The 23,874-nt window shown below is 71.8% G+C and carries 26 protein-coding genes and 1 riboswitch; of the genes, 11 read left to right on the forward strand and 15 right to left on the reverse strand.

The window, feature by feature from the left end; genetic code table 11:
* Window positions 1-31 precede the first annotated feature (31 nt).
* Complete coding sequence (locus ACZ7LT_RS01675) at window positions 32-1,267, reverse strand: NAD(P)/FAD-dependent oxidoreductase (RefSeq protein WP_471232797.1); 1,236 nt, start codon at window positions 1,265-1,267, stop codon at window positions 32-34.
* 28 nt (window positions 1,268-1,295) lie between these two features.
* Window positions 1,296-1,649, reverse strand: coding sequence for an avidin-fold protein (locus tag ACZ7LT_RS01680; RefSeq protein WP_471232799.1), 354 nt, complete (start codon window positions 1,647-1,649; stop codon window positions 1,296-1,298).
* Between the two features lie 51 nt (window positions 1,650-1,700).
* Window positions 1,701-1,813: riboswitch (TPP riboswitch) on the forward strand.
* On the opposite strand from ACZ7LT_RS01680, the gene thiO reads away from it, so the two are divergent.
* The 6 genes from thiO to ACZ7LT_RS01710 all read left to right on the forward strand — a co-directional run bounded on the left by thiO (window position 1,811) and on the right by ACZ7LT_RS01710 (window position 7,414).
* Complete coding sequence (gene thiO, locus ACZ7LT_RS01685; protein ID WP_471232801.1) at window positions 1,811-2,980, forward strand: glycine oxidase ThiO; 1,170 nt, start codon at window positions 1,811-1,813, stop codon at window positions 2,978-2,980. It overlaps the preceding riboswitch by 3 nt.
* Window positions 2,977-3,177, forward strand: a complete 201-nt coding sequence (gene thiS, locus ACZ7LT_RS01690) for a sulfur carrier protein ThiS (RefSeq protein ID WP_471232802.1) — start codon at window positions 2,977-2,979, stop codon at window positions 3,175-3,177. Before thiO ends, thiS begins: the two co-directional genes overlap by 4 nt.
* Before the next feature lie 2 nt (window positions 3,178-3,179).
* Window positions 3,180-3,974, forward strand: a complete 795-nt coding sequence (locus tag ACZ7LT_RS01695) for a thiazole synthase (protein ID WP_471232803.1) — start codon at window positions 3,180-3,182, stop codon at window positions 3,972-3,974.
* 79 nt (window positions 3,975-4,053) lie between these two features.
* Window positions 4,054-5,952 carry a Stk1 family PASTA domain-containing Ser/Thr kinase gene (gene pknB / locus ACZ7LT_RS01700; RefSeq protein WP_471232804.1) on the forward strand — a complete coding sequence of 633 codons (1,899 nt, stop codon included), beginning with the start codon at window positions 4,054-4,056 and terminating at the stop codon, window positions 5,950-5,952.
* Between the two features lie 6 nt (window positions 5,953-5,958).
* Window positions 5,959-6,810 (forward strand): deoxyribonuclease IV, encoded by an 852-nt coding sequence (locus ACZ7LT_RS01705; protein WP_471232805.1) that lies wholly within the window; start codon window positions 5,959-5,961, stop codon window positions 6,808-6,810.
* Between the two features lie 94 nt (window positions 6,811-6,904).
* The gene (locus ACZ7LT_RS01710) at window positions 6,905-7,414 is read left to right on the forward strand and encodes a DUF4396 domain-containing protein (protein WP_471232807.1); all 510 of its coding nucleotides are present in this window, start codon (window positions 6,905-6,907) and stop codon (window positions 7,412-7,414) included.
* 13 nt (window positions 7,415-7,427) lie between these two features.
* Here the strand turns inward: ACZ7LT_RS01710 and ACZ7LT_RS01715 are convergent, their stop codons facing one another.
* Window positions 7,428-8,060, reverse strand: a complete 633-nt coding sequence (locus ACZ7LT_RS01715; protein WP_471232809.1) for a sulfite oxidase-like oxidoreductase — start codon at window positions 8,058-8,060, stop codon at window positions 7,428-7,430.
* A gap of 155 nt (window positions 8,061-8,215) precedes the next feature.
* On the opposite strand from ACZ7LT_RS01715, the gene bfr reads away from it, so the two are divergent.
* Window positions 8,216-8,695, forward strand: a complete 480-nt coding sequence (bfr, locus tag ACZ7LT_RS01720) for a bacterioferritin (protein WP_471232811.1) — start codon at window positions 8,216-8,218, stop codon at window positions 8,693-8,695.
* Between the two features lie 43 nt (window positions 8,696-8,738).
* On the opposite strand, the gene ACZ7LT_RS01725 is transcribed toward bfr, so the two are convergent.
* Both ACZ7LT_RS01725 and ACZ7LT_RS01730 read right to left on the reverse strand, forming a co-directional pair.
* Window positions 8,739-9,002 (reverse strand): (2Fe-2S)-binding protein, encoded by a 264-nt coding sequence (locus ACZ7LT_RS01725; protein ID WP_471232813.1) that lies wholly within the window; start codon window positions 9,000-9,002, stop codon window positions 8,739-8,741.
* Between the two features lie 134 nt (window positions 9,003-9,136).
* Window positions 9,137-10,489 (reverse strand): class II 3-deoxy-7-phosphoheptulonate synthase, encoded by a 1,353-nt coding sequence (locus ACZ7LT_RS01730; RefSeq protein WP_471232815.1) that lies wholly within the window; start codon window positions 10,487-10,489, stop codon window positions 9,137-9,139.
* A 106-nt stretch (window positions 10,490-10,595) separates the two neighbouring features.
* On the opposite strand from ACZ7LT_RS01730, the gene ACZ7LT_RS01735 reads away from it, so the two are divergent.
* Together ACZ7LT_RS01735 and ACZ7LT_RS01740 are read left to right on the forward strand one after the other, a co-directional pair.
* A complete protein-coding gene (locus ACZ7LT_RS01735; protein ID WP_078513512.1) occupies window positions 10,596-10,652 on the forward strand; it encodes a trp operon leader peptide in 57 nt (18 codons plus the stop codon).
* 96 nt (window positions 10,653-10,748) lie between these two features.
* Window positions 10,749-12,635: an anthranilate synthase family protein gene (locus tag ACZ7LT_RS01740; protein WP_471232817.1), complete on the forward strand. Its 1,887-nt coding sequence runs from the start codon at window positions 10,749-10,751 to the stop codon at window positions 12,633-12,635.
* A 119-nt stretch (window positions 12,636-12,754) separates the two neighbouring features.
* Here the strand turns inward: ACZ7LT_RS01740 and ACZ7LT_RS01745 are convergent, their stop codons facing one another.
* The 4 genes from ACZ7LT_RS01745 to ACZ7LT_RS01760 form a co-directional block, all read right to left on the reverse strand.
* Window positions 12,755-13,783 (reverse strand): 6-phosphofructokinase, encoded by a 1,029-nt coding sequence (locus ACZ7LT_RS01745; protein WP_471232819.1) that lies wholly within the window; start codon window positions 13,781-13,783, stop codon window positions 12,755-12,757.
* A 183-nt stretch (window positions 13,784-13,966) separates the two neighbouring features.
* Complete coding sequence (locus ACZ7LT_RS01750; RefSeq protein WP_471234759.1) at window positions 13,967-14,614, reverse strand: response regulator; 648 nt, start codon at window positions 14,612-14,614, stop codon at window positions 13,967-13,969.
* Between the two features lie 65 nt (window positions 14,615-14,679).
* Complete coding sequence (macS, locus tag ACZ7LT_RS01755; RefSeq protein WP_471232820.1) at window positions 14,680-15,906, reverse strand: MacS family sensor histidine kinase; 1,227 nt, start codon at window positions 15,904-15,906, stop codon at window positions 14,680-14,682.
* A 64-nt stretch (window positions 15,907-15,970) separates the two neighbouring features.
* Window positions 15,971-16,717, reverse strand: a complete 747-nt coding sequence (locus tag ACZ7LT_RS01760) for a lysophospholipid acyltransferase family protein (RefSeq protein ID WP_471232822.1) — start codon at window positions 16,715-16,717, stop codon at window positions 15,971-15,973.
* 187 nt (window positions 16,718-16,904) lie between these two features.
* On the opposite strand from ACZ7LT_RS01760, the gene ACZ7LT_RS01765 reads away from it, so the two are divergent.
* Both ACZ7LT_RS01765 and ACZ7LT_RS01770 read left to right on the forward strand, forming a co-directional pair.
* Entirely contained in the window at window positions 16,905-17,684 is a 780-nt protein-coding gene (locus tag ACZ7LT_RS01765) for an alpha/beta hydrolase (RefSeq protein WP_471232823.1), read from the forward strand.
* On the forward strand, window positions 17,677-18,270 hold the full coding sequence (locus ACZ7LT_RS01770) for a hypothetical protein (protein WP_471232825.1): 594 nt from the start codon (window positions 17,677-17,679) through the stop codon (window positions 18,268-18,270). Before ACZ7LT_RS01765 ends, ACZ7LT_RS01770 begins: the two co-directional genes overlap by 8 nt.
* On the opposite strand, the gene ACZ7LT_RS01775 is transcribed toward ACZ7LT_RS01770, so the two are convergent.
* From ACZ7LT_RS01775 to ACZ7LT_RS01800, 6 genes are all read right to left on the reverse strand, one after another.
* Window positions 18,267-19,067, reverse strand: a complete 801-nt coding sequence (locus ACZ7LT_RS01775; protein ID WP_471232827.1) for an endonuclease/exonuclease/phosphatase family protein — start codon at window positions 19,065-19,067, stop codon at window positions 18,267-18,269. The genes ACZ7LT_RS01770 and ACZ7LT_RS01775 overlap by 4 nt on opposite strands.
* Window positions 19,068-19,141: 74 nt before the next feature.
* Window positions 19,142-20,083: an ROK family glucokinase gene (locus ACZ7LT_RS01780; protein WP_471232828.1), complete on the reverse strand. Its 942-nt coding sequence runs from the start codon at window positions 20,081-20,083 to the stop codon at window positions 19,142-19,144.
* A 100-nt stretch (window positions 20,084-20,183) separates the two neighbouring features.
* Window positions 20,184-20,705, reverse strand: a complete 522-nt coding sequence (locus tag ACZ7LT_RS01785) for a DUF5304 domain-containing protein (protein ID WP_471232830.1) — start codon at window positions 20,703-20,705, stop codon at window positions 20,184-20,186.
* Window positions 20,706-20,776: 71 nt separating this feature from the next.
* On the reverse strand, window positions 20,777-21,934 hold the full coding sequence (locus ACZ7LT_RS01790; RefSeq protein ID WP_471232832.1) for an ArsA family ATPase: 1,158 nt from the start codon (window positions 21,932-21,934) through the stop codon (window positions 20,777-20,779).
* 359 nt (window positions 21,935-22,293) lie between these two features.
* The gene (locus tag ACZ7LT_RS01795; protein WP_471232834.1) at window positions 22,294-22,743 is read right to left on the reverse strand and encodes an SRPBCC family protein; all 450 of its coding nucleotides are present in this window, start codon (window positions 22,741-22,743) and stop codon (window positions 22,294-22,296) included.
* Window positions 22,744-22,833: 90 nt separating this feature from the next.
* Window positions 22,834-23,601: a metallophosphoesterase family protein gene (locus tag ACZ7LT_RS01800; RefSeq protein WP_471234760.1), complete on the reverse strand. Its 768-nt coding sequence runs from the start codon at window positions 23,599-23,601 to the stop codon at window positions 22,834-22,836.
* Window positions 23,602-23,874 lie beyond the last annotated feature (273 nt).

Raw genomic sequence — 23,874 nt, forward strand, 5'->3', positions numbered from 1 at the left:
GCCATCCCGGACTGACAGTCGGTAGTCGGGCCTAGAGGACTGCGGCCTTCAGAGGGACGGAAGGGTCCGCGGCGCGCTCCGGATCGAGCCGGGCGCCCGCCTCGATCAGTTTGCGCCCTTGCGCGAGGTCGCGGGGTCTGCCGACGGCGAGCAGCGCGACGAGGACGCCCTCCCGCAGCCAGACGACGGACCAGGACGCGCCGCTGGGCTCGCCGCGCCACACGGTGGCGTCGGCGCCGGTGTGGTGGCCGGCGTACTGGACGAAGCGCCCGAACTGCTCGGACCAGAAGTACGGCACGGGGTCGTAGACGTGGGAGCCCGGGGCGATCTGGTCGACGATGTTGGCGGCGACCGTGCGGGGCCCCTGGAGGGCGTTGTCCCAGTGGTGGACGAGCAGTCGCTCTCCGTAGCGGGCCGAGGGGAACGAGGCGCAGTCCCCGACCGCGTACACGTCCGGGAGCGAGGTGCGCAGCCGGTCGTCGGCGGTGATGGAGCCGTCCGCGCCCAGGTCGATCCCGGAGCCGGTGAGCCAGCCGGTGGCGGGCCTGGCCCCGATGCCGACGACGACGGCGTCGGCGGGGAGCGTCCGGCCGTCGGCGAGGACGACCCGGCCCGGCTCGATGTGGTCCACGCGCGCGTGGACGAGGAGTTCGGTGCCGCTCTCCGCGTACCACTGGGCCATCGGGGCGGCGACGTCGGCGGGGAGCGCGCCCGCGAGCGGGCGTTCGGCGGCCTCGACGACGGTGACGGCGCAGCCCGCCTCGCGGGCGGCGGTGGCGAACTCGGCGCCGATCCAGCCGGCGCCGACGACCACGATGGTGTGGCGCTGTTCCAGCACCGGCCGCAGCCGTTCGGCGTCGTCGAGGGTGCGCAGCAGGTGGACGCCGGGGACGCCCTCGGAGCCGGGCAGGGTGACCGGTTCGGCGCCGGTGGCGATGATCAGGATGTCGTACGGGACGGGCCCGGCCTCGGTGTCGACCTCCCGGGCGCCGGGGCGCAGGCCGGTCACGTCCACCCCAAGGCGCAGCTCGATGGCGAGCGCCTCGAAGTCGACCTCGAAGGCCGAGCCCTCGGCCTTGCCGAGCAGGACGGCCTTGGACAGGGGCGGCCGGTCGTAGGGCTGGTGGGGTTCGGCGCCGATCAGGGTCACCGGTCCGGCGAAGCCCTGTTCGCGCAGGGCGACCGCGGTCTGGACCCCCGCCATTCCGGCGCCGACGATGACGACGCGCCGCTCGTCCCGCGGCTGACTCAGCGTTTGCTCGCTCACCCGATCACCTTACGCATCTGACGGATCGTCAGGAAGGCGGCTGTTCCACCACGCTGGTGCCGCTGCCCTCCTGGGACTCCCATGCCCAGGTCTCCTCCAGACGAACGCGTCCGTCCGTGAGCTCCACCACATTCGAGACGCAATGCCCGGAAGCGGTCGATCCGTCCCGCTTCAACTGGACGTACCGGAAGTCGAGCCGGTCCCCCGCGCGCGTGCCGACGAGATATCCCCGCACCACGTCCCCGCCCTCGTACTCGGCCCAGATCCGGCCGTCCCGCTCGTGGTACGTGAACCGGGTTTCGGTGCCCACCTGGCCCGGGGCCTGGTCGGCGACCGGAGCGAGCACGAGTCCGTCGAGAGAGCGAGTGGACGGGCGGGCCACAGCGGAGGCTCCCTTACTGGGGGTTGGCGGCTGGGGTTAGTCTGGCCACCGTAGAGCACTCGCGGGAGCCCGGACGCACCGGGCTGAGAGGGAGGCTGGCCGGCCTCCGACCGTACGAACCTGATCCGGGTCATGCCGGCGAAGGGAGGGGCTGGACGCCCATGCATCCACGTACATCCACCGGATCCGACGTCCTAGTCGTCGGGGGCGGGATCATCGGCCTGGTCACGGCCTGGCGGGCCGCGCAGCGCGGACTGCGCACCACGGTCGTGGACCCGGACCCCGGCGGGGGCGCGGCGCAGGTCGCGGCGGGCATGCTCGCCGCGGTCACCGAACTCCACTACGGCGAGGAGACCCTGCTCGGGCTCAACCTCGCCTCCGCGCGCCGCTATCCCGACTTCGTCGCCGAACTCCAGGAAGCCACCGGCCAGGACGTCGGCCACCGCGCCTGCGGCACCCTCGCCGTCGCCCTCGACTCCGACGACCGGGCCCATCTGCGCGAACTGCACGCGCTGCAGCGCCGCTGCGGACTGGAGTCCGAGTGGCTCACCGGCCGTGACTGCCGGCGCCTGGAGCCGATGCTGGCCCCCGGCGTGCGCGGCGGACTGCGGGTCGACGGCGACCACCAGATCGACCCCCGGCGGCTCGCTGCCGCACTGGTGACCGCGTGCGAGCGGGCCGGGGTGGTGCTGCACCGCGGCTGGGCCGAGCGGCTCACCGTCGTACGGGACCGGGCCACGGGCGTGGTCCTCTCCGACGGTACCGAGCTCACCGCCGACCAGATCGTCCTGGCGGCCGGCAGCCTCAGCGGGCGACTCGCGGGCGTACCGGACGACGTCCTGCCGCCCGTACGCCCCGTGAAGGGGCAGGTGCTGCGGCTGAGCGTGCCGCCCGCGTACGCGCCGTTCCTGTCCCGGACCGTACGCGCCGTCGTCCGCGGCAGCCATGTCTATCTGGTGCCGCGCGAGAACGGCGAGCTGGTCGTCGGCGCGACCAGCGAGGAGCTCGGCTGGGACACCACCGTCACGGCGGGCGGGGTGTACGAGCTGCTGCGCGACGCCCACGAACTCGTCCCCGGCATCACCGAACTGCCGCTCACCGAGACCCGGGCCGGGCTGCGGCCGGGCTCCCCCGACAACGCGCCCATTCTCGGCGCGACCACCCTGCCCGGGCTGCACCTGGCCACCGGGCACTACCGCAACGGCGTCCTGCTCACCCCCGTCACCGGGGACGTGATGGGCGCGCTGCTGGCCACGGGGGTCCTGCCCGAAGAGGCGGCCGCCTTCACCCCGCACCGATTCGACCGTGTACGTGAGGAGCAGCCCGCATGAACGTCTCCGTCAACGGAGAGGTGCGCGAACTCTCCGGCCCCACCACCCTCGACGTCCTCGTCGCCACGCTCACGGCCGCGCCGTCCGGCGTCGCCGCCGCGCTCAACGAGACGGTCGTGCCGCGCAGCCAGTGGAAGGGCACGGTGCTCGGCGAGGGCGACCGGGTCGAGGTCCTCACTGCCGTCCAGGGAGGTTGACCATGGCCGACGATCTGCTCACCATCGGCGACACCACGTTCTCGTCACGACTGATCATGGGTACGGGCGGGGCGCCCAGCCTCGACGTGCTGGAACGGTCCCTGGTGGCCAGCGGCACCGAGCTCACCACGGTCGCCATGCGGCGCCTCGACCCGAGCGTCAAGGGATCCGTGCTGTCCGTCCTGGCCAAGCTGGGCATCCGGGTGCTGCCGAACACGGCGGGCTGCTTCACGGCCGGCGAGGCGGTGCTGACCGCGCGGCTGGCGCGGGAGGCGCTCGGCACGTCCTGGATCAAGCTGGAGGTCGTCGCCGACGAGCGAACCCTGCTGCCCGATCCGATCGAGCTCCTCGACGCGGCGGAGACGCTGGTCGACGACGGTTTCACGGTCCTGCCGTACACCAACGACGATCCCGTCCTCGCGCGGAAGCTGGAGGACGTGGGGTGCGCGGCGATCATGCCGCTGGGTTCGCCGATCGGCTCCGGTCTCGGCATCCGCAACCCCCACAACTTCCAGCTGATCGTGGAGCACGCGCGCGTGCCGGTGATTCTGGACGCGGGTGCGGGGACGGCGTCGGACGCGGCGCTCGCCATGGAGCTGGGGTGCGGGGCGGTGATGCTCGCCTCGGCGGTGACGCGGGCGCAGGAGCCGGTGCTGATGGCGGAGGCGATGCGGTACGCGGTGGAGGCGGGCCGCCTGGCGCACCGGGCGGGCCGGATCCCCCGCCGCCACTTCGCCGAGGCGTCCTCCCCCACGGAAGGCCGCGCCCACCTGGACCCCGAGCGCCCGGCGTTCTGACGGCCCGGCCCCCGCTGTACGGGGGGCCGGGCCACCGCCGACGTACCTCCCTGTCGGTGGCGGCTCGTAGACTTCCCGGGTGGACACGACCCTTCAGGACCCCCTTGTCGGGCAGCTGCTCGACGGCCGCTACCGCGTCGACGCGCGTATCGCCGTCGGCGGGATGGCCACGGTCTACCGGGCCGTCGACACCCGGCTCGACCGGGTGCTCGCGCTCAAGGTGATGCATCCCGCGCTCGCCGCCGACGCGTCGTTCGTCGAGCGGTTCATCCGGGAGGCGAAGTCCGTCGCGCGGCTGTCGCACCCCAATGTCGTCGGCGTCTTCGACCAGGGCGCCGACGGGGCGTACGTATACCTGGCCATGGAGTACATCGCCGGCTGCACCCTGCGCGACGTACTGCGCGAGCGGGGCGCCCTCCAGCCGCGGGCCGCACTGGACATCCTGGAGCCCGTGCTCGCCGCGCTGGGCGCCGCGCACCGGGCCGGGTTCGTGCACCGGGACATGAAGCCGGAGAACGTCCTCATCGGCGACGACGGGCGCGTCAAGGTCGCCGACTTCGGGCTCGTACGGGCCGTCGGCGCCGTCACCAACACCACCGGCGCGATCCTCGGCACCGTCTCCTACCTCGCGCCGGAGCAGATCGAGGACGGCACGACCGACACCCGCGTCGACGTCTACGCGTGCGGTGTCATGCTGTACGAGATGCTGACCGGCGCCAAGCCGCACGCCGGCGACACGCCCGCGCACGTCCTCTACCAGCATCTGAACGCGGACGTGCCCGCCCCCTCCGCCTCCTTCCCCGGCCTCGCCGTCGAGCTCGACGAGCTCGTGGCGAGCGCCACGGCCCGCAACCCCGAGCTCCGCCCGCACGACGCCGTGACCCTGCTCGGTCAGGTCCGCGAGGCCCGCGCCCGCCTCGGCGACGCGCAGCTGGACCTCGTACCGCCGCGCTCCCACGCCGAGGACCACGACGGCTCGGACGACCGGACCAGCGTGATCCCGCGACCGCTGCCCGCCCCCGCCGAGCACACGTACCGGCTGCGCGCACAGCCCCCGGCGCCGCCCGAGCCCCCGCGCGCCCCCGCCCCGCAGCGCCGCGGCCTCTACCTCACGCTCGTCGCCGTCCTGCTCGCCCTCGGCATCGGCAGCGGCGTCTGGTACATCAACTCCGGGCAGTTCACCCGCGTCCCGACCGTCCTCGGTCAGACCGAGGCGCAGGCCAAGAAGCGCCTCGCGGACGCGGGCCTCGACGTCGCCGGCGTCGAGCGGGCGTTCAGCAGCGCCTATCAGCGCGGCAGGGTCATGGGCACCGACCCCGCGCCCGGGCAGCGGATCCGGGGCAACGGCTCGGTGACACTGACCGTCTCGCGCGGCCCCGAGATCGTGAAGGTCCCCGACCTCAAGGGCACCCCGCTCCCGCAGGCCAAGCGCGAGCTGGCCAAGGCCGGCCTGGCACCCGGCGTGATCACCACCGCCTTCAGCCAGGACATCCCACAGAACGCGGTGATCAGCACCGACCCCAAGCCGGGCACCGAGCGCAGCCCCGACTCCGCCGTCGCCCTGGTCGTCAGCAAGGGCGCGCCGATCGACGTCCCCGACGTGGCGGGCGCGTCCGTCGCCTCGGCGACCAGCACCCTCCAGGACCTCGGGCTGACCGTGCGGGTCGCCCCCGAGCAGGTCCACTCCCCCAGGGCCGCGGGCACGGTCGCCAACCAGTCGCTGGCCGTCGGCAGCCGCGCCGCCAAGGGCGACACGATCACCCTGACCGTCTCCAAGGGCCCCCGCATGGTCGAGGTCCCCGACGTGACCGGTGAGAAGGTCGACGACGCCAAGGCCAGGCTGACCGCGGCGGGCTTCCAGGTGAAGGTCGACAAGACCTTCCCCTTCCTCGGCAACACGGTGGCCTCCCAGTCCGTCCCCGGCGGCGGCAAGGCGCCGGAGGGCAGCACCATCACCATCACGACCAAGGGACTGTAGAAACTCATGCGCAACCCCGTCGGCGGCCATGTCCCCGTGGCCGGCGGCCTCGCCACGACCGGCCTGAACTACGCCCGTGAGCTGGGCGCCGAGACCGTCCAGGTCTTCGTCGCCAATCCACGCGGCTGGGCGCTGCCGCTGGGCAATCCGGCGCAGGACGACAAGTTCCGTGCCGAGTGCGCCGCCGAGGGCATGTCCGCGTGGGTCCACGCGCCGTACCTCATCAACTTCGGGTCGCACACCGAGGCCACCGTCGAGCGGTCCGTGGACTCGCTGCGGCACTCCCTGCGCCGCGCCCGGGAGATCGGCGCCCAGGGCGTCGTCGTCCACACGGGCTCGGCGACCGGCGGCCGCTCCCGCGAGGTGGCGCTCGCGCAGGTACGGGAGCGGATGCTGCCGCTCCTGGACGAGCTCACCCACGACGACGACCCGTTCCTGCTGCTGGAGTCGACGGCCGGGCAGGGCTTCTCACTCTGCTCGCGGACCTGGGACTTCGGACCGTACTTCGAGGCCCTGGACCACCATCCCAAGCTCGGTGTCTGCCTGGACACCTGCCACATCTTCGCGGCCGGCCACGACCTCGCCGGGCCGCACGGCATGACCCAGACCCTGGACCTGCTGGTGGAGACGGTGGGTGAGGGGCGGCTGAAGCTGATCCACGCGAACGACTCCAAGGACGTGGTCGGCGCCCACAAGGACCGGCACGAGAACATCGGCGCGGGACACATCGGCGAGGAGCCGTTCCGTGCCCTCATGCGCCATCCGGCGACGGCGGGCGTCCCGCTGATCATCGAGACGCCCGGTGGCCCGGAGGGCCATGCGGCGGACGTGGCACGGCTGAAGGCGCTCCGCGACTGAGGTACTGACAACGGCGATTCCCATTGAGGAATACCCCTAGGGGGTATACGGTTCTTGCATCGGCAGGAACCGCTATCCGTCATTGGGGGACACCATGCAGCACGAGACTCACGCCCACCACGGCGAGCACCAGCACCACGGCCACGGCCACCATCACGGCGGCGGCCAGGTCAGCTGGGCCATGGCGGCCAAGGCCACCCTCCACTGCCTGACCGGCTGCGCCATCGGCGAGGTCCTGGGCATGATCATCGGTACGGCGCTGGGCTGGGGCAACGCCCCCACCATGGCCCTCGCCATCGTGCTGGCCTTCTTCTTCGGCTACTCACTGACCCTGTGGGCGGTCCTCCGCGCGGGCCTGGGTCTGAAGGCCGCGATCGGTGTCGCACTGGCCGCCGACACCCTCTCGATCACCGTGATGGAGATCGTCGACAACGGCGTGCTGCTGCTCGTGCCCGGCGCCATGGACGCGCATCTGTCGGACGCGCTGTTCTGGGGCGCGCTGGCCTTCGCCTTCCTCGTCGCCTTCGTGATCACCACACCGGTCAACAAGTGGATGATCGGCCGCGGCAAGGGCCACGCGGTGGTCCACCAGTACCACCACTGACGGCCCCCGGGCGCTACAGCTCGGGGCCGTCCCCCGGCTCCTCCTGGTAGGAGTAGCGCTGCTCGGTCCACGGGTCGCCGATGTTGTGATAGCCGCGCTCCTCCCAGAAGCCGCGGCGGTCGGCGGTCATGTACTCCACACCCCGGACCCATTTGGGCCCTTTCCAGGCGTAAAGATGCGGCACGATCAGCCGCAGCGGAAAACCGTGCTCGGCGGTGAGCAGTTCACCGTCCTTGTGCGTGGCGAAAATCGTGCGCTCGGACGCGAAGTCGGCGAGCCGCATATTCGCACTGAATCCGTACTCGGCCCACACCATCACATGCGTGGCATTGGCGGCCGGCGGGGCCAGTTCCAGGATCGTACGGGCGGGCACCCCACCCCATTCGGCCCCCACCATGCTGAATTTCGTGACGCAGTGCAGATCCGCCACGACCGTGGAGAACGGTAGGGCCGAGAACTCCTCGTGATTCCAGCATTTCTTGTCGCCGTCCGCCGTGGCGCCGAAGACCCGGAACTCCCAGCGGTCCGGCTTGAACTTGGGGACGGGGCCGTAGTGGGTGACCGGCCAGCCGCGCTGCAGCCGTTGGCCCGGCGGAAGATCCGACTGCTCTGCGCTCCGGCGTTCCCCGGTCTCCGGCTGACCCATGCCATCCATGGTGACAGACCGGAAGGGGTGGTCATGACCAGGTCCGGCCCGATTCGGGCAACTCCTACTAAGCCTGCACTTACTGGACGACCCTCATCCGCAGTGCAAAGATGCGGCCATCCTGCCCAGTCAGACGTGTGGAAGGAGCCGCTGCGATGCAGGGCGACCCCGAGGTCATCGAATTCCTCAACGAGCAGCTGACCGCCGAATTGACCGCGATCAACCAGTACTTCCTGCACGCGAAGATGCAGGAGAACTTCGGCTGGACGAAGCTCGCCAAGTACACGCGTCATGAGTCGTTCGACGAGATGAAGCACGCCGAGGTCCTGACCGACCGGATCCTCTTCCTGGACGGGCTGCCGAACTACCAGCGGCTGTTCCACGTCCGTATCGGGCAGACGGTCAAGGAGATGTTCGAGGCCGACCGCCAGGTCGAGGTCGAGGCCATCGACCGGCTCCGGCGCGGCATCGAGATCATGCGGGCCAAGGGCGACATCACCTCGGCGAACATCTTCGAGTCGATCCTCGCCGACGAGGAGCATCACATCGACTACCTCGACACCCAGCTGGACCTGCTCGACAAGCTCGGTGAGGCGCTGTACCTCGCCCAGCTGATCGAACAGCCGGAGGGCTGACAGCAGGAGGGCTGACAGCCGGAAGGCCGGCCCCGGGGCTACCTCAGGCCGCTTCCGACAGTTCGTCGGCCTCGGTCCCCGCCTCGGTGAGGTCCGCCAGGGCCGACTTGCCCTGGTCGAGGAGGTCGCGGCGGGGGCAGCTGCCCCGGCCGAGGATCGCCTGGATACGGCGGACGCACGATCCGCAGTCGGTGCCCGCCTTGCAGGCGGACGCGATCTGGCGAGGCGTACAGGCACCCGCGTCGGCATGCTGCTGAACCTGCTTCTCCGTGACACCGAAGCATGAGCAGACGTACACGCGGTTCACCTCCCGCCGAGATCGATAAGGCTAACCTAACCTTACCCGTCACCCGGGTGGCGCAAAAGTCCCGGTCATGACTGTGGGGCGCGGATCACACGGATCCGCGCCCCACAGCCGTAGGAACCTCTAGCCCGGGAAGATCACTGGTCCCGGTACATCTCCGCCACGAGGAACGCCAGGTCCAGCGACTGGCTGCGGTTGAGCCGGGGGTCGCAGGCGGTCTCGTAGCGCTGGTGCAGGTCGTCGACGAAGATCTCGTCGCCGCCGCCCACGCACTCGGTGACGTCGTCACCGGTGAGCTCGACGTGGATGCCGCCCGGGTGGGTGCCCAGGCCCTTGTGGACCTCGAAGAAGCCCTTGACTTCGTCGAGCACGTCGTCGAAGCGGCGGGTCTTGTGGCCCGAGGCCGCCTCGAAGGTGTTGCCGTGCATCGGGTCGGTGACCCAGGCCACGGTGGCACCCGACGCGGTGACCTTCTCGACCAGGTCCGGGAGCTTGTCCCGTACCTTGTCGGCGCCCATGCGGACGATGAAGGTCAGCCGGCCCGGCTCACGGTCCGGGTCGAGACGGTCGATGTAGGTCAGCGCCTCGTCGACCGTGGTCGTCGGGCCCAGCTTGATGCCGATGGGGTTGGCGATCCGCGACGCGAACTCGATGTGCGCGTGGTCCAGCTGGCGGGTGCGCTCGCCGATCCAGACCATGTGGCCGGAGGTGTCGTACAGCTTGCCGGTCCGCGAGTCGGTCCGGGTCAGCGCGCCCTCGTAGTCGAGCAGCAGCGCCTCGTGCGAGGAGTAGAACTCCACCGCCTTGAACTCGGCCGGGTCGGTGCCGCAGGCCTTCATGAAGTTCAGGGCGTTGTCGATCTCCCGCGCGAGCTGCTCGTAGCGCTGCCCGGAGGGGGAGGACTTCACGAAGTCCTGGTTCCAGGCGTGCACCTGACGCAGGTCGGCGTAGCCGCCGGTGGTGAAGGCGCGGACCAGATTGAGCGTGGAGGCGGAGGCGTGGTACATCCGCTTCAGCCGCTCGGGGTCAGGGACGCGGGCGGCCTCGGTGAAGTCGAAGCCGTTGACCGAGTCACCCCGGTAGGTCGGCAGGGTCACGCCGTCACGGGTCTCCGTGCCCTTGGAGCGGGGCTTGGAGTACTGGCCGGCGATGCGGCCGACCTTGACGACGGGTACGGAGGCGGCGTACGTCAGCACGGCGCTCATCTGGAGCAAGGTCTTGAGCTTGGCCCTGATGTGATCGGCGGATACGGCGTCGAAGGCCTCGGCGCAGTCGCCACCCTGGAGAAGGAACGCCTCGCCCTTGGCGACGGCTCCCATCCGGGCGCGCAGCTGGTCACACTCGCCGGCGAAAACCAGCGGCGGATACGACTCGAGGTCCGCGATCACATCGCGCAGAGCCTCGGCATCGGGGTACTCAGGCTGCTGCGCCGCGGGAAGGTCTCGCCAGGTGTTGCCACCGGATGCGGTGGACTTAGCGTTCACGGTCACCTGTAACACCTTACGGGGTCGTCACGTTTGTCCATGACCGCGCTCAATGGGTGAGACAGATGATCAGATCTCCGGGGTGCGGCCGGGGGTGGGGTAGGGTCGCGGCATGTTCGCGCAGACGACCCAGAACTGGTGGTGGACCGCTCATCCGGCGGCCCACTGACTGCGCGTACACCGAACACGCGAAGGCCGCCCGAGGGGCGGCCTTCTTCCGTTTCACGGGGCCGTTCCTCCCACTCCACCCGGAAGGAACGCATCCATGGACCCGCGCACCGTCCTCAGCCGGCTGCTCGACGACTCCTGCCCGCCGTTCGCGCTGCTGCGCAGACGCACCCCCGGCCGTGACCACGACACCGTCGAGGTGCTGCTCGGACCGGTCCACGAGGCCGGGCGGCTGGCCGAGCTGCCCGTCCGGGAGCTGCCCACGCTGGCGCTGGTGCCGTTCCGGCAGGTCCGCGAGCGCGGCTTCGACGTCCGCGACGACGGCACGCCGCTGTCGGTGCTGGCCGCCGAGGAGGCGTACGAACTCCCCCTCGCCGAGGTGCTCGACCGGCTTCCGGCCCATGACGTACGGGTCGAGGGCGGCGGTTTTGACGTCGACGACGACAGGTACGCGCGGATCGTGCGGCGGGTCGTCGAGGAGGAGATCGGCAGCGGCGAGGGCGCCAACTTCGTGATCCGGCGGACGTACACCGGCGAGATCCCCGGCTTCGGCCGGGCCGACGCGCTGGCGCTCTTCCGCAGGCTGCTGACGAGCGAGCGGGGCGCGTACTGGACCTTCGTCGTGCACACCGGCTCGCGGACCCTGGTCGGGGCCAGCCCCGAGGTGCATGTCCGGATGGCGGGCGGGACGGTCGTGATGAATCCGATCAGCGGTACATACCGCTATCCGGCCGGCGGGCCGGACGCCGAGGGGCTGCTCACCTTCCTCGCCGACCGCAAGGAGACCGACGAGCTCTCCATGGTCGTGGACGAGGAGCTGAAGATGATGTGCACGGTCGGCGACATGGGCGGGGTGGTGGTCGGGCCGCGGCTGAAGGAGATGGCGCATCTGGCGCACACGGAGTACGAGCTGCGCGGCCGGTCCTCGCTCGACGTACGGCAGGTGCTGCGGGAGACGATGTTCGCGGCCACCGTCACCGGGTCGCCGGTGCAGAACGCGTGCCGGGTGATCGAACGCCATGAGGTCGGCGGCCGTGGCTACTACGCGGGGGCGCTGGCGCTGCTGGGCACGGACGCGAACGGCGCCCAGACGCTGGACTCCCCCATCCTGATCCGTACGGCCGACATCGCCGGGGACGGACGGCTGCGGGTCCCCGTCGGGGCGACCCTGGTCCGGCATTCGGACCCGGCGTCGGAGGTGGCCGAGACCCATGCCAAGGCGGCGGGCGTGCTGACGGCGCTGGGGGTCAGGGAGGGCCGGCCGCGCGACGAGTCCGTACGGCCGCTGCTCGCCGAGGACCCGCGGGTACGGGCCGCGCTGGATGCCCGGCGGGCGGATCTGGCGCCGTTCTGGCTGCGGATGCAGACCCGCTCGGCGGCGCTGAGCGGGCACGCGCTGGTCGTCGACGGCGAGGACACGTTCACCGCGATGCTCGCGCATCTGCTGCGCTCCTCGGGCCTTGAGGTGACGGTCCGACGTTACGACGAGCCGGGGCTGCGGGAGCTGGCGCTCGCCCACGAGGGTCCGGTGGTGCTGGGTCCGGGGCCGGGCGATCCGGCGGACACGGCGGATCCGAAGATGCGCTTCCTGCGGGGACTGACGGCCGAGGTCGTCCATGAGCACCGACACGGTCTGCTGGGGGTCTGCCTCGGGCATGAGCTGATCGCGGCGGAGCTGGGGCTGCCGATCGTGCGCAAGCGGACGCCGTTCCAGGGCGCGCAGCTGCGGATCGATCTGTTCGGGCGCCCGCAGACGGTCGGCTTCTACAACAGCTTCACCGCCCGCTGTGACGAGGAGGGCACGGCGGAGCTGGAAGTGCGCGGGATCGAGGTGAGCCGGGACGCGGAGAGCGGGGAGGTGCACGCGCTGCGCGGGCCGGGATTCGCCTCCGTCCAGTTCCATCCGGAGTCGGTGCTGACGCTGGACGGGGCGGCGGTGGTGGCCGGGCTGCTGGCGGGGATGCTGGTGCGCGAGGCCGGTTGAGGGGGCGGTCCTCGATGGGCGCGGTGGGGACGCGTACGTTCTCGCCGCGCCGACCGGATGGACCGTACATGCGCGGATCATGGCGCATGTACGGCCCGATGCCCCTGCGCCCGCAGGGCTCAGCCGAAGAAGACGCCGACCTCCTCGTAGAGCTTCGGGTCGACCGTCTTCAGCTTGGCGGTCGCCTCGGCGATCGGGACGCGCACGATGTCGGTGCCGCGCAGGGCGACCATCTTCCCGAAATCGCCGTCGCGGACGGCGTCGATGGCGTGGAGCCCGAAGCGGGTGGCGAGCCAGCGGTCGAAGGCGCTCGGGGTGCCGCCGCGCTGGACGTGGCCGAGGACGGTGGTGCGGGCCTCCTTGCCGGTGCGCTTCTCGATCTCCTTGGCGAGCCACTCCCCCACGCCGGAGAGGCGGACGTGGCCGAAGGAGTCGAGGGTGCCGTCCTTGAGGACCATGTCGCCGTCCTTGGGCATGGCGCCCTCGGCGATGACGACGATCGGTGCGTAGCTGGCCTTGAAGCGGGAGGTCACCCACTCGCAGACCTGGCCGACGTCGAAGCGCTGCTCGGGGATGAGGATGACGTTCGCGCCGCCGGCCAGGCCCGAGTGGAGCGCGATCCAGCCTGCGTGACGGCCCATCACCTCGACGACGAGGACCCGCATGTGGGATTCGGCGGTGGTGTGGAGCCGGTCGATGGCCTCGGTGGCGATCCCGACGGCGGTGTCGAAGCCGAAGGTGTAGTCGGTGGCGGACAGGTCGTTGTCGATGGTCTTCGGGACGCCGACGCAGGGGACGCCGTACTCGTCGCTGAGGCGGGCGGCGACGCCGAGGGTGTCCTCGCCGCCGATCGCGATGAGAGCTTCGACCTCGGCCTTGGCGAGGTTGTCCTTGATCCGGCGGATGCCGCCCTCGACCTTGAGGGGGTTGGTGCGCGAGGAGCCGAGGATGGTGCCGCCGCGCGGCAGGATGCCGCGTACGGCGGGGATGTCGAGCGGCACGGTGTCGCCGTCGAGGGGGCCGCGCCAGCCGTCGCGGAAGCCGGTGAACGCGTAGTCGTACTCCTGGACCCCCTTGCGGACGATGCCGCGGATGACCGCGTTGAGACCGGGGCAGTCGCCGCCTCCGGTGAGCACTCCGACCCGCATGGAACCTTCCCTTCGCCGTCCTGGTGACCTGTTGCGGGTCACGCTAGTAGTGACCCAGGTCACTCAGGGACGGGACGAAAGGTGAATTCCCGGACGACATACGGGCGTCGGCGCTCCCCGTTCACTCGTACGTGTAAGGCGGCGTGGCCGGTCTGCGGTCAGGCGTCGTGCCCGGGCGCGCGGTCAGGCGTCGTCGAGGCCGCGCTCTATCGCGTACCGGACGAGCTCCACGCGGTTGTGCAACTGGAGCTTGCCCAGGGTGTTCTGGACGTGGTTCTGGACCGTGCGGTGCGAGATGACCAGGCGCTCGGCGATCTGCTTGTAGCTCAGGCCCTTGGCGACCAGCCGCAGCACCTCGGTCTCGCGGTCGGTGAGCTGGGGGGCCTTGGGCTCGTCGGCGCCGGTGGCGGGGGCCGGTTCGGAGGCGAGCCGGCGGTACTCGCCGAGGACCAGGCCGGCGAGGCCGGGGGTGAAGACCGGGTCGCCGGCGGCGGTGCGCCGGACGGCGTCCAGGAGCTCGGCGGTGCTGGCCGACTTGAGCAGATAGCCGGTGGCGCCGGACTTCACGGCCTCCAGGACGTCGGCGTGCTCGCCGCTCGCGGAGAGGACCAGGACGCGCAGGGAGGGCCGGGCGCCGACCAGTTCCTTGCAGACCTGGACGCCCGGCTTGGCGGGCAGGTTCAGGTCGAGGACGAGGACGTCCGGGGTGACGGCGTGGGCGCGCCGGACGGCCTGTTCGCCGTCGCCCGCGGTGGCGACCACGTCGAATCCGGCCTCGGCGAGGTCGCGGGCGACCGCGTCCCGCCACATCGGGTGGTCGTCGACGACCATCACCCTGATCGGCTGCCCGGCCGCTTCGGCCCGCTGGATCCGCTCAACCTGCTCGACCTGCTCGCTCATCGCGTGCCCGCCTTCCCCCCACGCGCGCGTGGAACCTTCAACTCGACTTCCGTACCCTGCCCGGGGACCGAGACCAGCTCGGCCGTGCCGCCCAGATCGCGCAACCGCCCCCGGATGGACAGGGCGACGCCCATCCTGCCCTCGCCCTCGGCCTGGGCGAGGCGGCCCTCGGGGATGCCGGGGCCGTCGTCCCGCACGGTCACGATCACTTCGTCCCCCCAGTCCTCGACGAGGATCCACGCCTGGGCGTCGTCCCCGGCATGTCTGCGGACATTGTCCAGGGCGGCACCGACAGCGGCGGCCAGCTCCCGGGCCGCCGCGGGCGGCAGCAGGACCGGGGCGCCCGGATCGGCGAGGGTGACCCTGGCCCCGGCGCGCGGGGCGAGCAGGGTCCGCAGATCGACCGGGCCGGCGTCGGCGCCGCTCTCCGTGTCCGGCTCTTCCACGAGCCGGACCACCGCGCCCTCGGACTCGTCCTCGGAGACCAGGCAGGGGCGGTTGAGGCCGCCGGCGACCAGGGTGCGCAGGGCGACTTCCTGCTCGCCCGCCATGCGGCCGAGCTCGGCGGCCTCGCCGCCGATGGCCGTTCCGCGCCGCTGCACCATGGCGAGGACCTGCAGGACGCTGTCGTGGATGTCCCGGGCGAGGCGCTCGCGCTCCCGGGTGGCGGCCTCGATCTCCAGGGCGCGGGCGAGGGTGCGCTCGGAGGCCCGGGCGATCTCGACGACGTAGCCGATGGCGACCGAGGCGATCCAGACCAGCAGGACGTTGTGCAGGGTGTCCCGGCTGGGGCTGCCGCGCTCGACGATGTTGGCGGCGGCGACCAGCGAGGAGGCGAACGCGGCCCAGCGCCAGCCGCCCTTGATGGCGTAGGCGAGGACCGATCCGGCCGTCCATATGCTCGGCAGGGTCGGGCCGTCGATGTGCTGGGCCTGGGCGTCGGCGAGCGGGGTGAGCAGGATGCCGGTGAGGGCGATGGTCAGGTCGGCGATCAGGAACCGCCGGGTGCAGCTGGCGGCGGCGGCCACCTTGGGCAGGGTCGCCAGCGTCCACACCACGAGGACGCCGAGGAAGCCGATCGCCACCCAGGGCCGCTCGTACGCGTCCCGTGCGAAGACGAAGATCGCCACCGCGTAGACCATGGTGAGGACGCGGTAGCCGGTGAGCGCGCGCCACAGCGGCTGCTCGACCGACATCCGCACGACACGCTCGCGCCTGGCCATCTTCCCTGTCCCCCCAAAAAACCCCGAACCTCGAACCCCGCTGCGATCGCGAGGTCATGCGCCGTTACGCGCCGGCCTGCTCCCGCTCGGCGATCTCGGCCTTGACGGCCTCCTTGGCGGCCTTCTCGGCGTCCGCGATCTGGCGCTTGGCGGCGGTCGCGTAGATGTCGACGTACTCCTGGCCGGAGAGCTTCATGATCTCGTACATGACCTCGTCGGTCACCGAGCGCAGGATGAAGCGGTCGCCGTCCATGCCCTGGTAGCGGCTGAAGTCCAGCGGCTTGCCGATCCGGATCCCGGGGCGCATCAGCTTGGGGACGATCTTGCCGGGGGGCTGGATCTTCTCGGTGTCGATCATGGCGACGGGGATGACCGGGGCGCCGGTGGCCAGCGCCACGCGCGCGAGGCCGCCCGGCTTGCCGCGGTAGAGGCGGCCGTCCGGGGAGCGGGTGCCCTCGGGGTAGATGCCGAACAGGCCGCCGCTCTCGATGACCTCGATACCGGCCTTGATCGCCGCCTCACCGGCGCCGCGGGCGCCGGAGCGGTCCACCGGGAGCTGGCCGACGCCCTTGAAGAAGGCGGCGGTGAGCTTCCCCTTCACACCGGGCGAGGTGAAGTACTCGGCCTTGGCGATGAAGGTGACCTTCCGGTCCAGTACGGCCGGGAGGAAGAAGGAGTCGGAGAAGGAGAGGTGATTGCTCGCGAGGATCGCCGGCCCCTCGGCGGGAATGTTCTCGAGGCCCTCCACCCAGGGCCTGAAGGCGAGCTTCAGCGACCCTCCGATGGAGAACTTCATTGCGCCGTAGATCAACTCGAGTGCCTCCTGTGTGCCGTCGATCAGACCTTAACCCGTGACGGGCCCAGGCTCGCTCTCCCGCCCTCCTCCGGGGCGGTGACGGCCCTGGTCGGTGTCGGTCCGGTCGCGTACGGTGAAGCCACGGGTATCGCCCGTACGGAAATACCTCCCTGACATCCCTCCCACCGAACAGGAGACCCCGGTGCCGGTCCTCTCCGGAGCCGAGCCGTACCGCCATGAGGGCGGAGAGGTCGGCGTCCTTCTCTGTCACGGATTCACCGGTTCCCCGCAGTCGCTGCGCCCCTGGGCGGAGTATCTGGCCGAGCGCGGGCTCACGGTGTCGTTGCCGCTGCTGCCCGGTCACGGCACGCGCTGGGAGGACATGCAGGTCACGACCTGGCAGGACTGGTACGCGGAGGTGGACCGGGAGCTGCGGGCGCTGCGGGAGCGGTGCCGCCAGGTCTTCGTCTTCGGTCTGTCGATGGGCGGGGCGCTGACGCTGCGGCTCGCCGCCCGGCACGGCGACGCGATCAGCGGCATCGTGCTGGTGAACCCGGCGAACAAGGTCCACGGCCTGTCGGCGTACGCGCTGCCGGTCGCCCGGCATCTGGTGCGCACGACCAAGGGGCTCACCAGCGACATCGCCAAGGAGGGCGTGACGGAGGTCGGCTACGAGCGGGTCCCGCTGCACGCGGCGCATTCGGTGCGGCAGTTCTTCCGGACCGTCGACCGTGAGCTTCCGCAGGTCACGCAGCCGGTGGTGCTGCTGCACAGCCCGCAGGACCATGTCGTGCCGCCCGCGGACTCGGCCCGGATCCTGAGCCGGATCTCCTCCACGGACGTCCGGGAGATCCTGCTGGAACAGAGCTACCACGTGGCGACGTTGGACCACGACGCGGGGCGGATCTTCGAGGAGAGTTACGCGTTCATCGGCCGGCTCGCTTCGGGTGTCGGGACGAAGGGAAGCACGACCGGTGGCTGAGCAGCAGGACTCACAGGGTTCGGACCACGAGGAGGACCGCGAGCCGCAGCCGATCGACGAGGACGCGGCCTGGGCGGCGATCGTCGCCGGGTACGGCGAGGAGCCGGCCGATCCGCCTGGGGCGAAGCCGTTCAAGTCGGTGGAGGACCTCGCCCTGCTGGAGGACGACGTGAACGAGACGCCGAAGGAGTCCAAGGACTCCGGCGGGAGCGGCGAGACGCCCCCCGGCAAGCCGCTGGGCAGCTCTGTGGTCTTCGCACCCGGTGTCGGCCCGGCCGGTCCGCGCGACTACAGCGTGACCGAGCCGTCCGGCAGCGAGGGTGAGGACGGCGACGAGGGCCATTTCGTGCCGCCGGAGCCGCCGCCACTGCCGGAGGCCGACGCGACCGCGAAGTTCGCGTGGCTGGGCGTGGTGGGCGGCCCGGTCCTGATGCTGGTCGCCGTGCTGCTGTCGTGGGACATGACGTGGTGGCTGACGACGGTCTGTGTGGGCGGCTTCCTCGGCGGGTTCGCGACGCTGGTGGCCCGGATGAAGCACGGTGACGACGAGGACGACGACGATCCGGGCCGCGGCGCGGTGGTCTAGGACACGGCCTGGGGCGCGTCGTTCGGCGCGCCCTTCGGTGCGTCCTGGGCGGCGGGGATCCGCAGGGCTGCGAGGACCGGGAGATGGTCCGTCGCCGCCGTCAGGTCCCCCGCGCCGATCCCGGGCAGGTCGAGGGGGACTCCGCAGCCGAGGACCTCGATGCCGGGGGTGGCGAAGACCGCGTCGATGCGCTGGTGCGGGTCGGCGGGTGTCGAGGTGTACTCGGCGCCCCAGGGGCGTACGGCCCAGCAGTCCTGGAGCTCGGCGGCAAGGCGGGTGAAGCTGCGGCCGCCGGGGCGTTCGTTGACGTCCCCCGCGACGACGGCGTGCGGGACGCCCATCGCGGCGAGCCGGTCGAGGAGCATGCCGCTCTGGGCGTACCGCTCGTCCTCGCGCAGGCTCAGATGGCAGCTGACGAGTCCGACCCGGGCGCCCGCGAAGCGTACGACGGCGGTCGCGAAGCCGCGGCGGTGCAGGCCCGGGGTGAGCGGCAGGAGGACGTCCTCGGTCCGTTCCACGGTCGCCCGCAGGGAGCAGAGCAGCAGCGGGCCCGCGGCGGTGGCGCCGCCGCTCAGGACGAGCAGTTCGCTCTTGGCGGCGAGCCGGGCGGCGTGCTTGCGCCAGCGGAAGAAGCGGGGCGCCTCCTGGACGAAGACGACGTCGGGCTTGCAGGCGCGAATGACGCGGGCGCAGGCGTCCTCGTCGTCGCGCAGGGAGCGGATGTTGTAGCTGAGCACCCGGATCACGGCCGAACCGTCCGGCTCGGTGCGGGAGTTGGGCAGTTCGCTGGTCGCCATGGGCAGCAAGATACGGCAGCGCCCGCCGCCTCCACTGGAGGACGCGGCGGGCGATATGCGGTGGTTGGCGGGGGTCAGCCCTGGCGGGCCAGGTCCGCCGCGCCCACCAGACCGGCCTTGTTGCCGAGTTGGGCGGCGAGGACCTGGGCGTGCGGGCGCCACTGGCCGCCGATCAGCCAGCGGCGGAAGGACTTGCGGATGGGGTCGAGGACCAGCTCGCCCTCGTCGGAGACGCCGCCGCCGACGATGAACGCCGACGGGTCGAAGAGCGAGGCGAGGTCGGCGAGGCCCGCGCCGGCCCAGCGAGCCAGCTCGCGGAAGGAGTCGATGGCGACGGGGTCGCCCTGGCGGGCGGCCGCGGAGACGTGCTTGCCCTCGATGCCCGCGGCGGTGCCGTCGCCCAGGCCCAGCAGGATCCGGGCGTTCTCGGGGGTGGCGTTGGCGCGCTGGCGGGCGTAGCGGACGAGCGCGCGCCCGGAGGCGTACTGCTCCCAGCAGCCCTGGCTGCCGCACCCGCACAGCAGGCCGTCCGGGACGACCCGGATGTGGCCGAACTCGGCGGCCACGCCGAAGCGTCCGCGGCGCAGCTTGTTGCCGATGATGATGCCGCCGCCGAGGCCGGTGCCGAGGGTGATGCAGATGACGTCGTCATGGCCCTGGCCGGCGCCGAAGCGGTATTCGCCCCAGGCCGCGGCGTTGGCGTCGTTCTCCACGACGACCGGCAGGCCCACGCGCTGCTCGACCTTGTCCTTCAGCGGCTCGTGCCGCCAGTCGATGTTGGGCGCGAAGAGCACGGTGGCGCGCTTGTCGTCGACGTATCCGGCCGCGCCGATACCGACGGCCTCGATCTGGTGGCCCTTGCCGGCCTCGGAGACGGCGGCGCAGATCGCGTCGACGATGCCTTCGGCGGTCGGCGGGGTGGGCACCGTGTGGGTGTCGAGGATCGTGCCCTCTTCGTCGACCACGCCGGCCGCGATCTTCGTGCCGCCGATGTCGACGCCGATGGTGAGTCCCATGTGTCCCTCAGTTTTCGGTCGAGCCCCGCTAGGGCCAACCGTACCCGAGGGTGCGGTCACCGCTGATCAGTCCGGGACGATCCGTCCAGGTCGAGGACGGTCAGTCCAGGTCGATCTGTTCGCCGGTGGCGGGGCCTTCGTCGTCCTTCTTGGTGCCGGGTGTGGTGCCGGGCTTGGAGCCGGGCTCGGTGTCGGCCTTGGAGCCGGGCTCGGTGGCCGGGTCGTCCTGGGCGGAGGCCCGGTCGTTCCAGGTCTGCTCGCGCGTCCAGCGGCGCTCGTGGCCCTCGACGGCGGAGCGGTAGGCGGCGAGGAGCTCGTTGCCGGCGGCGGCGAGGTGGTCGAAGACCTGCGGGTTGCGCTCGATGACGGGCTCGACCACGGCCTTCGCCTGCTGGACGAACTGCTGAACGCCGCCCTGCGCCGCCATGCCGAAGAGGGGTGACTTCAGCGAGGACACCTTGTCCGCGACGGCGTCGAAGAGCTTGCGGAACTCGTCGGCGGCCGAGCCGGGCTCGCCGCCCTGTTCCGCGCGGCGGCGCGCCTTCTCCGCCTCCAGGTCCTCGGCGCAGGCCTTCGCCCAGGCGTCCGAGTCGGCGGCGGGACGCTCGGTGGCATCGCTCATGGCGTTTCTCCTGCGGGCGGGACGGGGTTCCTTCGACTACCTCCGACGGTACCCGAACGGCGGTAGGGCGTTCAGCCCGTCGCCGGCCACAGCCCCGGGTCCGGGGTGAAGCGGATGCGCAGGGTGCCGTCGGTGAGTCCGGCGCCGGAGACGGTGCAGCGGCGCAGTACGGACGGGAGGGGGACGTTGCGGCGGAACGGTCCGGCGCGCAGGAGGAGTTCGTCCCCGCGGCGGACGAGCCCGAGGTCGCTCTTGACGGCCCCGGGCAGGGGCAGGCGCCAGACGAGGATGCCGTCGCTCTCGCGGAGGTCCTCGACGGTCCAGGGGGTGGCGTTGTCGATGCTCGGGGCGGGGCCGGGGTCGAGCCGGGCGAGGTCGTCGAGGCCGCGCGGGTCGGCTCCGAGGTGCGGCAGCTCGGTGACGGCGCCCAGGTCGGCGTAGAGCTCGTCCAGGTGCTTGCGCTGCTGGGCGACGAGCCCGGCGAGCCAGGGGTCGGGGCTCTCGGCGGGCAGGAGGCGGTTGGCGACGACCGCGTCGAGGGTGAGGCCGTACAGCGCGCAGCCGAGGCGGGCCGTACGCACGGTCTCCTCGGCGGCGGGGCCGGGTTCGAGGACGAGCCGTACGGACGTGGTGGGGGCGTCGACGACGGCCTGGACGGCGGCGAACTCCTCCTCCAGGCGGGCGGCGGTCGCGTACAGCCACTGGGCGGGCATGGGGACGCCGGCGAGCTGGGCGAGCATGGGGCGCAGGGCGCGGGCGGCCTGCCGTTCGGGCGGCAGGAGGCGGCGCAGATAGCGGCGGAGCTCGGCGGGCAGCGCGAGCAGGGCGAGGGCGTCGCGCAGCGGCGGCAGGTCGACGACGACGGTGTCCCAGTCGCCGGCGGCGGCGTCGCGCAGGGCCCGCAGCAGCGCGAAGTGGGTGCTGCCGGGGAGCTCGGTGAGCTCGGCGTCCTCCAGCGGGGCGGCGCCGAGGAGGTCGAGCGCGGTGGTGGCGCGGTCCTGCAGGGCGAGCAGCTCGCGCCGGAAGTCGGCGCCGGAGTCCACCCGCACCGCCCACAGCCCGTCGGTCACGAGGGTGGGCGAGGTCCCGGGGACGGTGCCGAGCAGCGCGTCGGCCTCGGACGACACCAGGAGAACCCGCCCGCCTTCGCGGGCCCCGCGCAGAGCGCCGGCCGCGGCAACGGTGGTCCGCCCGGCCCCGCCGGCGCCGGTGACAAGGATGATCCGCATGATCCGCAACGGTACCGGCCACGGGGAACGGGCCGGCGGGCCGGTGGGGGATGGCGGGCTCAGACGCCCCTCGCGGGAGCCGCGGCAGCCGGCGTCGCCGGCGTCGTGGCGGGCTCAGGCGCCCCTCGCCGGGGCCGCAGCAGCCGGCCTCGTCGCCGACGGCCCCGTGGGCCCGACCGCCCCGGGCGGCGCAGCCGCCGACAGCCGGACGTACCGGGCGTGAGGAACGGTCCGAGGCAGCCCGCGGGGCCACAGCAGCCGGCTTTCGCGCCTCGGCCCGTGGGCCTGGTCGCCGCTCGCGGGCTCAGCCACCCTCGCTGAGGGGCCGCAGCAACCTGGCCCGGCAGAAGCCGCCCCGCTCAGGCGCCCGGGTGGGACTCCACGCGCTTCTTCAGGCCTGCCAGGGCGCGGTCGATGATGACCTTCTCCGCCTTGCGCTTGATCATGCCGAGCATGGGGATCTTGACGTCGACCGTCAGCTGGTACGTCACCTCGGTGCGGTCGCCACCGCCCGTCGGGGCCAGGCGGTAGGAGCCGTCGAGGGCGCGGAGCATCTGGGACTTGACCAGGGTCCAGCTGACCTCGTTCGCGCCGGTCCAGGTGTAGGCGAGGGTGTGGTCGTCCTTGATCGCGCCGGCGTCGAGCAGCAGCCGGACCTGTTCGGCGCGGCCTTCGGGGTCGGTGGCGAGGACCTCGGCCTCCTTCACCTCGCCCGTCCACTCGGGGTAGCGGGCGAAGTCGGCGATCACTCCCATGACGTCGGCCGGCGGCGCCTCGATGGTGATGCTCGAGCTGGTGTGTTCCGCCATCGCCGTGGCTCCTCCACTGTGCGGTCCGGACGGGGTGTGTCGGGCACTGACGTGCCGCGTGAAGGCTATCGCGTACGCGATCGGCGCCCGTCACCACTCCAGGGTCCAAGGCCTTCCGGTCGCCGCGAAGTGGCCGACGTTCACACACTCGGTCGCGCCGATCCGCATCCTGCGGGCCAGCGGCTGGTGCACATGCCCGAAGAGGGCGTAGCGCGGCCGGGTGCGGCGGACCGCGTCCAGCAGGGCCCGGCTGCCGCGTTCGAAGCGGCGCGCGACGGTGTCGTACGTGAGCTCGGGCACGTCCGGCGGGATGTGCGAGCAGAGCACGTCGACCTCGCCGAGCGCCTCGACCTTGGCGGCGTACTCCTCGTCGGAGATCTCGTACGGCGTGCGCATGGGGGTCTGGAGCCCGCCGCCGACGAAGCCGAAGACGCGGCCGCCCAGCTCGATCCGCTCGCCGTCCAGGACGGTGGTGCCGGGGCCCGCGTACTGCGGCCACAGCGAGGGGACGTCGACGTTTCCGTACGTGGCGTACGTCGGCGTGGGGAAGGCGGCGAACATCTCGGCGTACTGGCGGCGCACGGCCGACTCGATCGCGCTCTCGCGGTCGATGCCGAGCTCGCCCCAGAGCCGGCGGCCGAGCGCGCGGGCCTCGTCGAAGCGGCGGGCGGTGCGCAGCTCCACGATCAGGTCGGCGTTCTCGACGCCGAAGAGCTCGGGGAAGATCCCGCGGCTGTGGTCGGCGTAGTCCAGGAAGAGCACCAGGTCACCGAGGCATATCAAGGCGTCGGCGCCGTCCCCCGCTCGGGCGAGGTCCTTGGTGTTTCCGTGCACATCGCTGATGACGTTGACCCTCATGCCTGGCATGCAGCTCACCTTAGGGGGTTCGGGCGGTGTCCTCACGGGGTCGGACCTGCGGTTACTTCCTAGTCGTGACAGGTGTGGACTACTGTGCGCGAATGCACCGCCACATGCGCGTGACGGGCGTGTGACGCACGGAACATCTGGCCTGGACCCCCTATCCGGAACCGAGTACTGGTGGGTAACGTCCGGGCAGTCCAGTCGTGCTCACCCCCACTGAGCACCTGCCCGATCTTGGACCGCAGCCGGTGCATACACAGAGCCGTGGCG

The organism is Streptomyces sp. NPDC039465 (assembly GCF_055639315.1).

Bases quoted from the DNA above. Each gene is read 5' to 3' on its own strand.
- thiO (WP_471232801.1), top strand. From the start codon at position 1,811: ATGCATCCACGTACATCCACCGGATCCGACGTCCTAGTCGTCGGGGGC.
- thiS (WP_471232802.1), top strand. From the start codon at position 2,977: ATGAACGTCTCCGTCAACGGAGAGGTGCGCGAACTCTCCGGCCCCACC.
- ACZ7LT_RS01695 (WP_471232803.1), top strand. From the start codon at position 3,180: ATGGCCGACGATCTGCTCACCATCGGCGACACCACGTTCTCGTCACGA.
- ACZ7LT_RS01705 (WP_471232805.1), top strand. From the start codon at position 5,959: ATGCGCAACCCCGTCGGCGGCCATGTCCCCGTGGCCGGCGGCCTCGCC.
- ACZ7LT_RS01710 (WP_471232807.1), top strand. From the start codon at position 6,905: ATGCAGCACGAGACTCACGCCCACCACGGCGAGCACCAGCACCACGGC.
- ACZ7LT_RS01715 (WP_471232809.1), bottom strand. From the start codon at position 8,060: ATGGGTCAGCCGGAGACCGGGGAACGCCGGAGCGCAGAGCAGTCGGAT.
- bfr (WP_471232811.1), top strand. From the start codon at position 8,216: ATGCAGGGCGACCCCGAGGTCATCGAATTCCTCAACGAGCAGCTGACC.
- ACZ7LT_RS01740 (WP_471232817.1), top strand. From the start codon at position 10,749: ATGGACCCGCGCACCGTCCTCAGCCGGCTGCTCGACGACTCCTGCCCG.
- ACZ7LT_RS01745 (WP_471232819.1), bottom strand. From the start codon at position 13,783: ATGCGGGTCGGAGTGCTCACCGGAGGCGGCGACTGCCCCGGTCTCAAC.
- ACZ7LT_RS01750 (WP_471234759.1), bottom strand. From the start codon at position 14,614: ATGGTCGTCGACGACCACCCGATGTGGCGGGACGCGGTCGCCCGCGAC.
- macS (WP_471232820.1), bottom strand. From the start codon at position 15,906: ATGGCCAGGCGCGAGCGTGTCGTGCGGATGTCGGTCGAGCAGCCGCTG.
- ACZ7LT_RS01775 (WP_471232827.1), bottom strand. From the start codon at position 19,067: ATGGCGACCAGCGAACTGCCCAACTCCCGCACCGAGCCGGACGGTTCG.
- ACZ7LT_RS01780 (WP_471232828.1), bottom strand. From the start codon at position 20,083: ATGGGACTCACCATCGGCGTCGACATCGGCGGCACGAAGATCGCGGCC.
- ACZ7LT_RS01785 (WP_471232830.1), bottom strand. From the start codon at position 20,705: ATGAGCGATGCCACCGAGCGTCCCGCCGCCGACTCGGACGCCTGGGCG.
- ACZ7LT_RS01790 (WP_471232832.1), bottom strand. From the start codon at position 21,934: ATGCGGATCATCCTTGTCACCGGCGCCGGCGGGGCCGGGCGGACCACC.
- ACZ7LT_RS01795 (WP_471232834.1), bottom strand. From the start codon at position 22,743: ATGGCGGAACACACCAGCTCGAGCATCACCATCGAGGCGCCGCCGGCC.
- ACZ7LT_RS01800 (WP_471234760.1), bottom strand. From the start codon at position 23,601: ATGAGGGTCAACGTCATCAGCGATGTGCACGGAAACACCAAGGACCTC.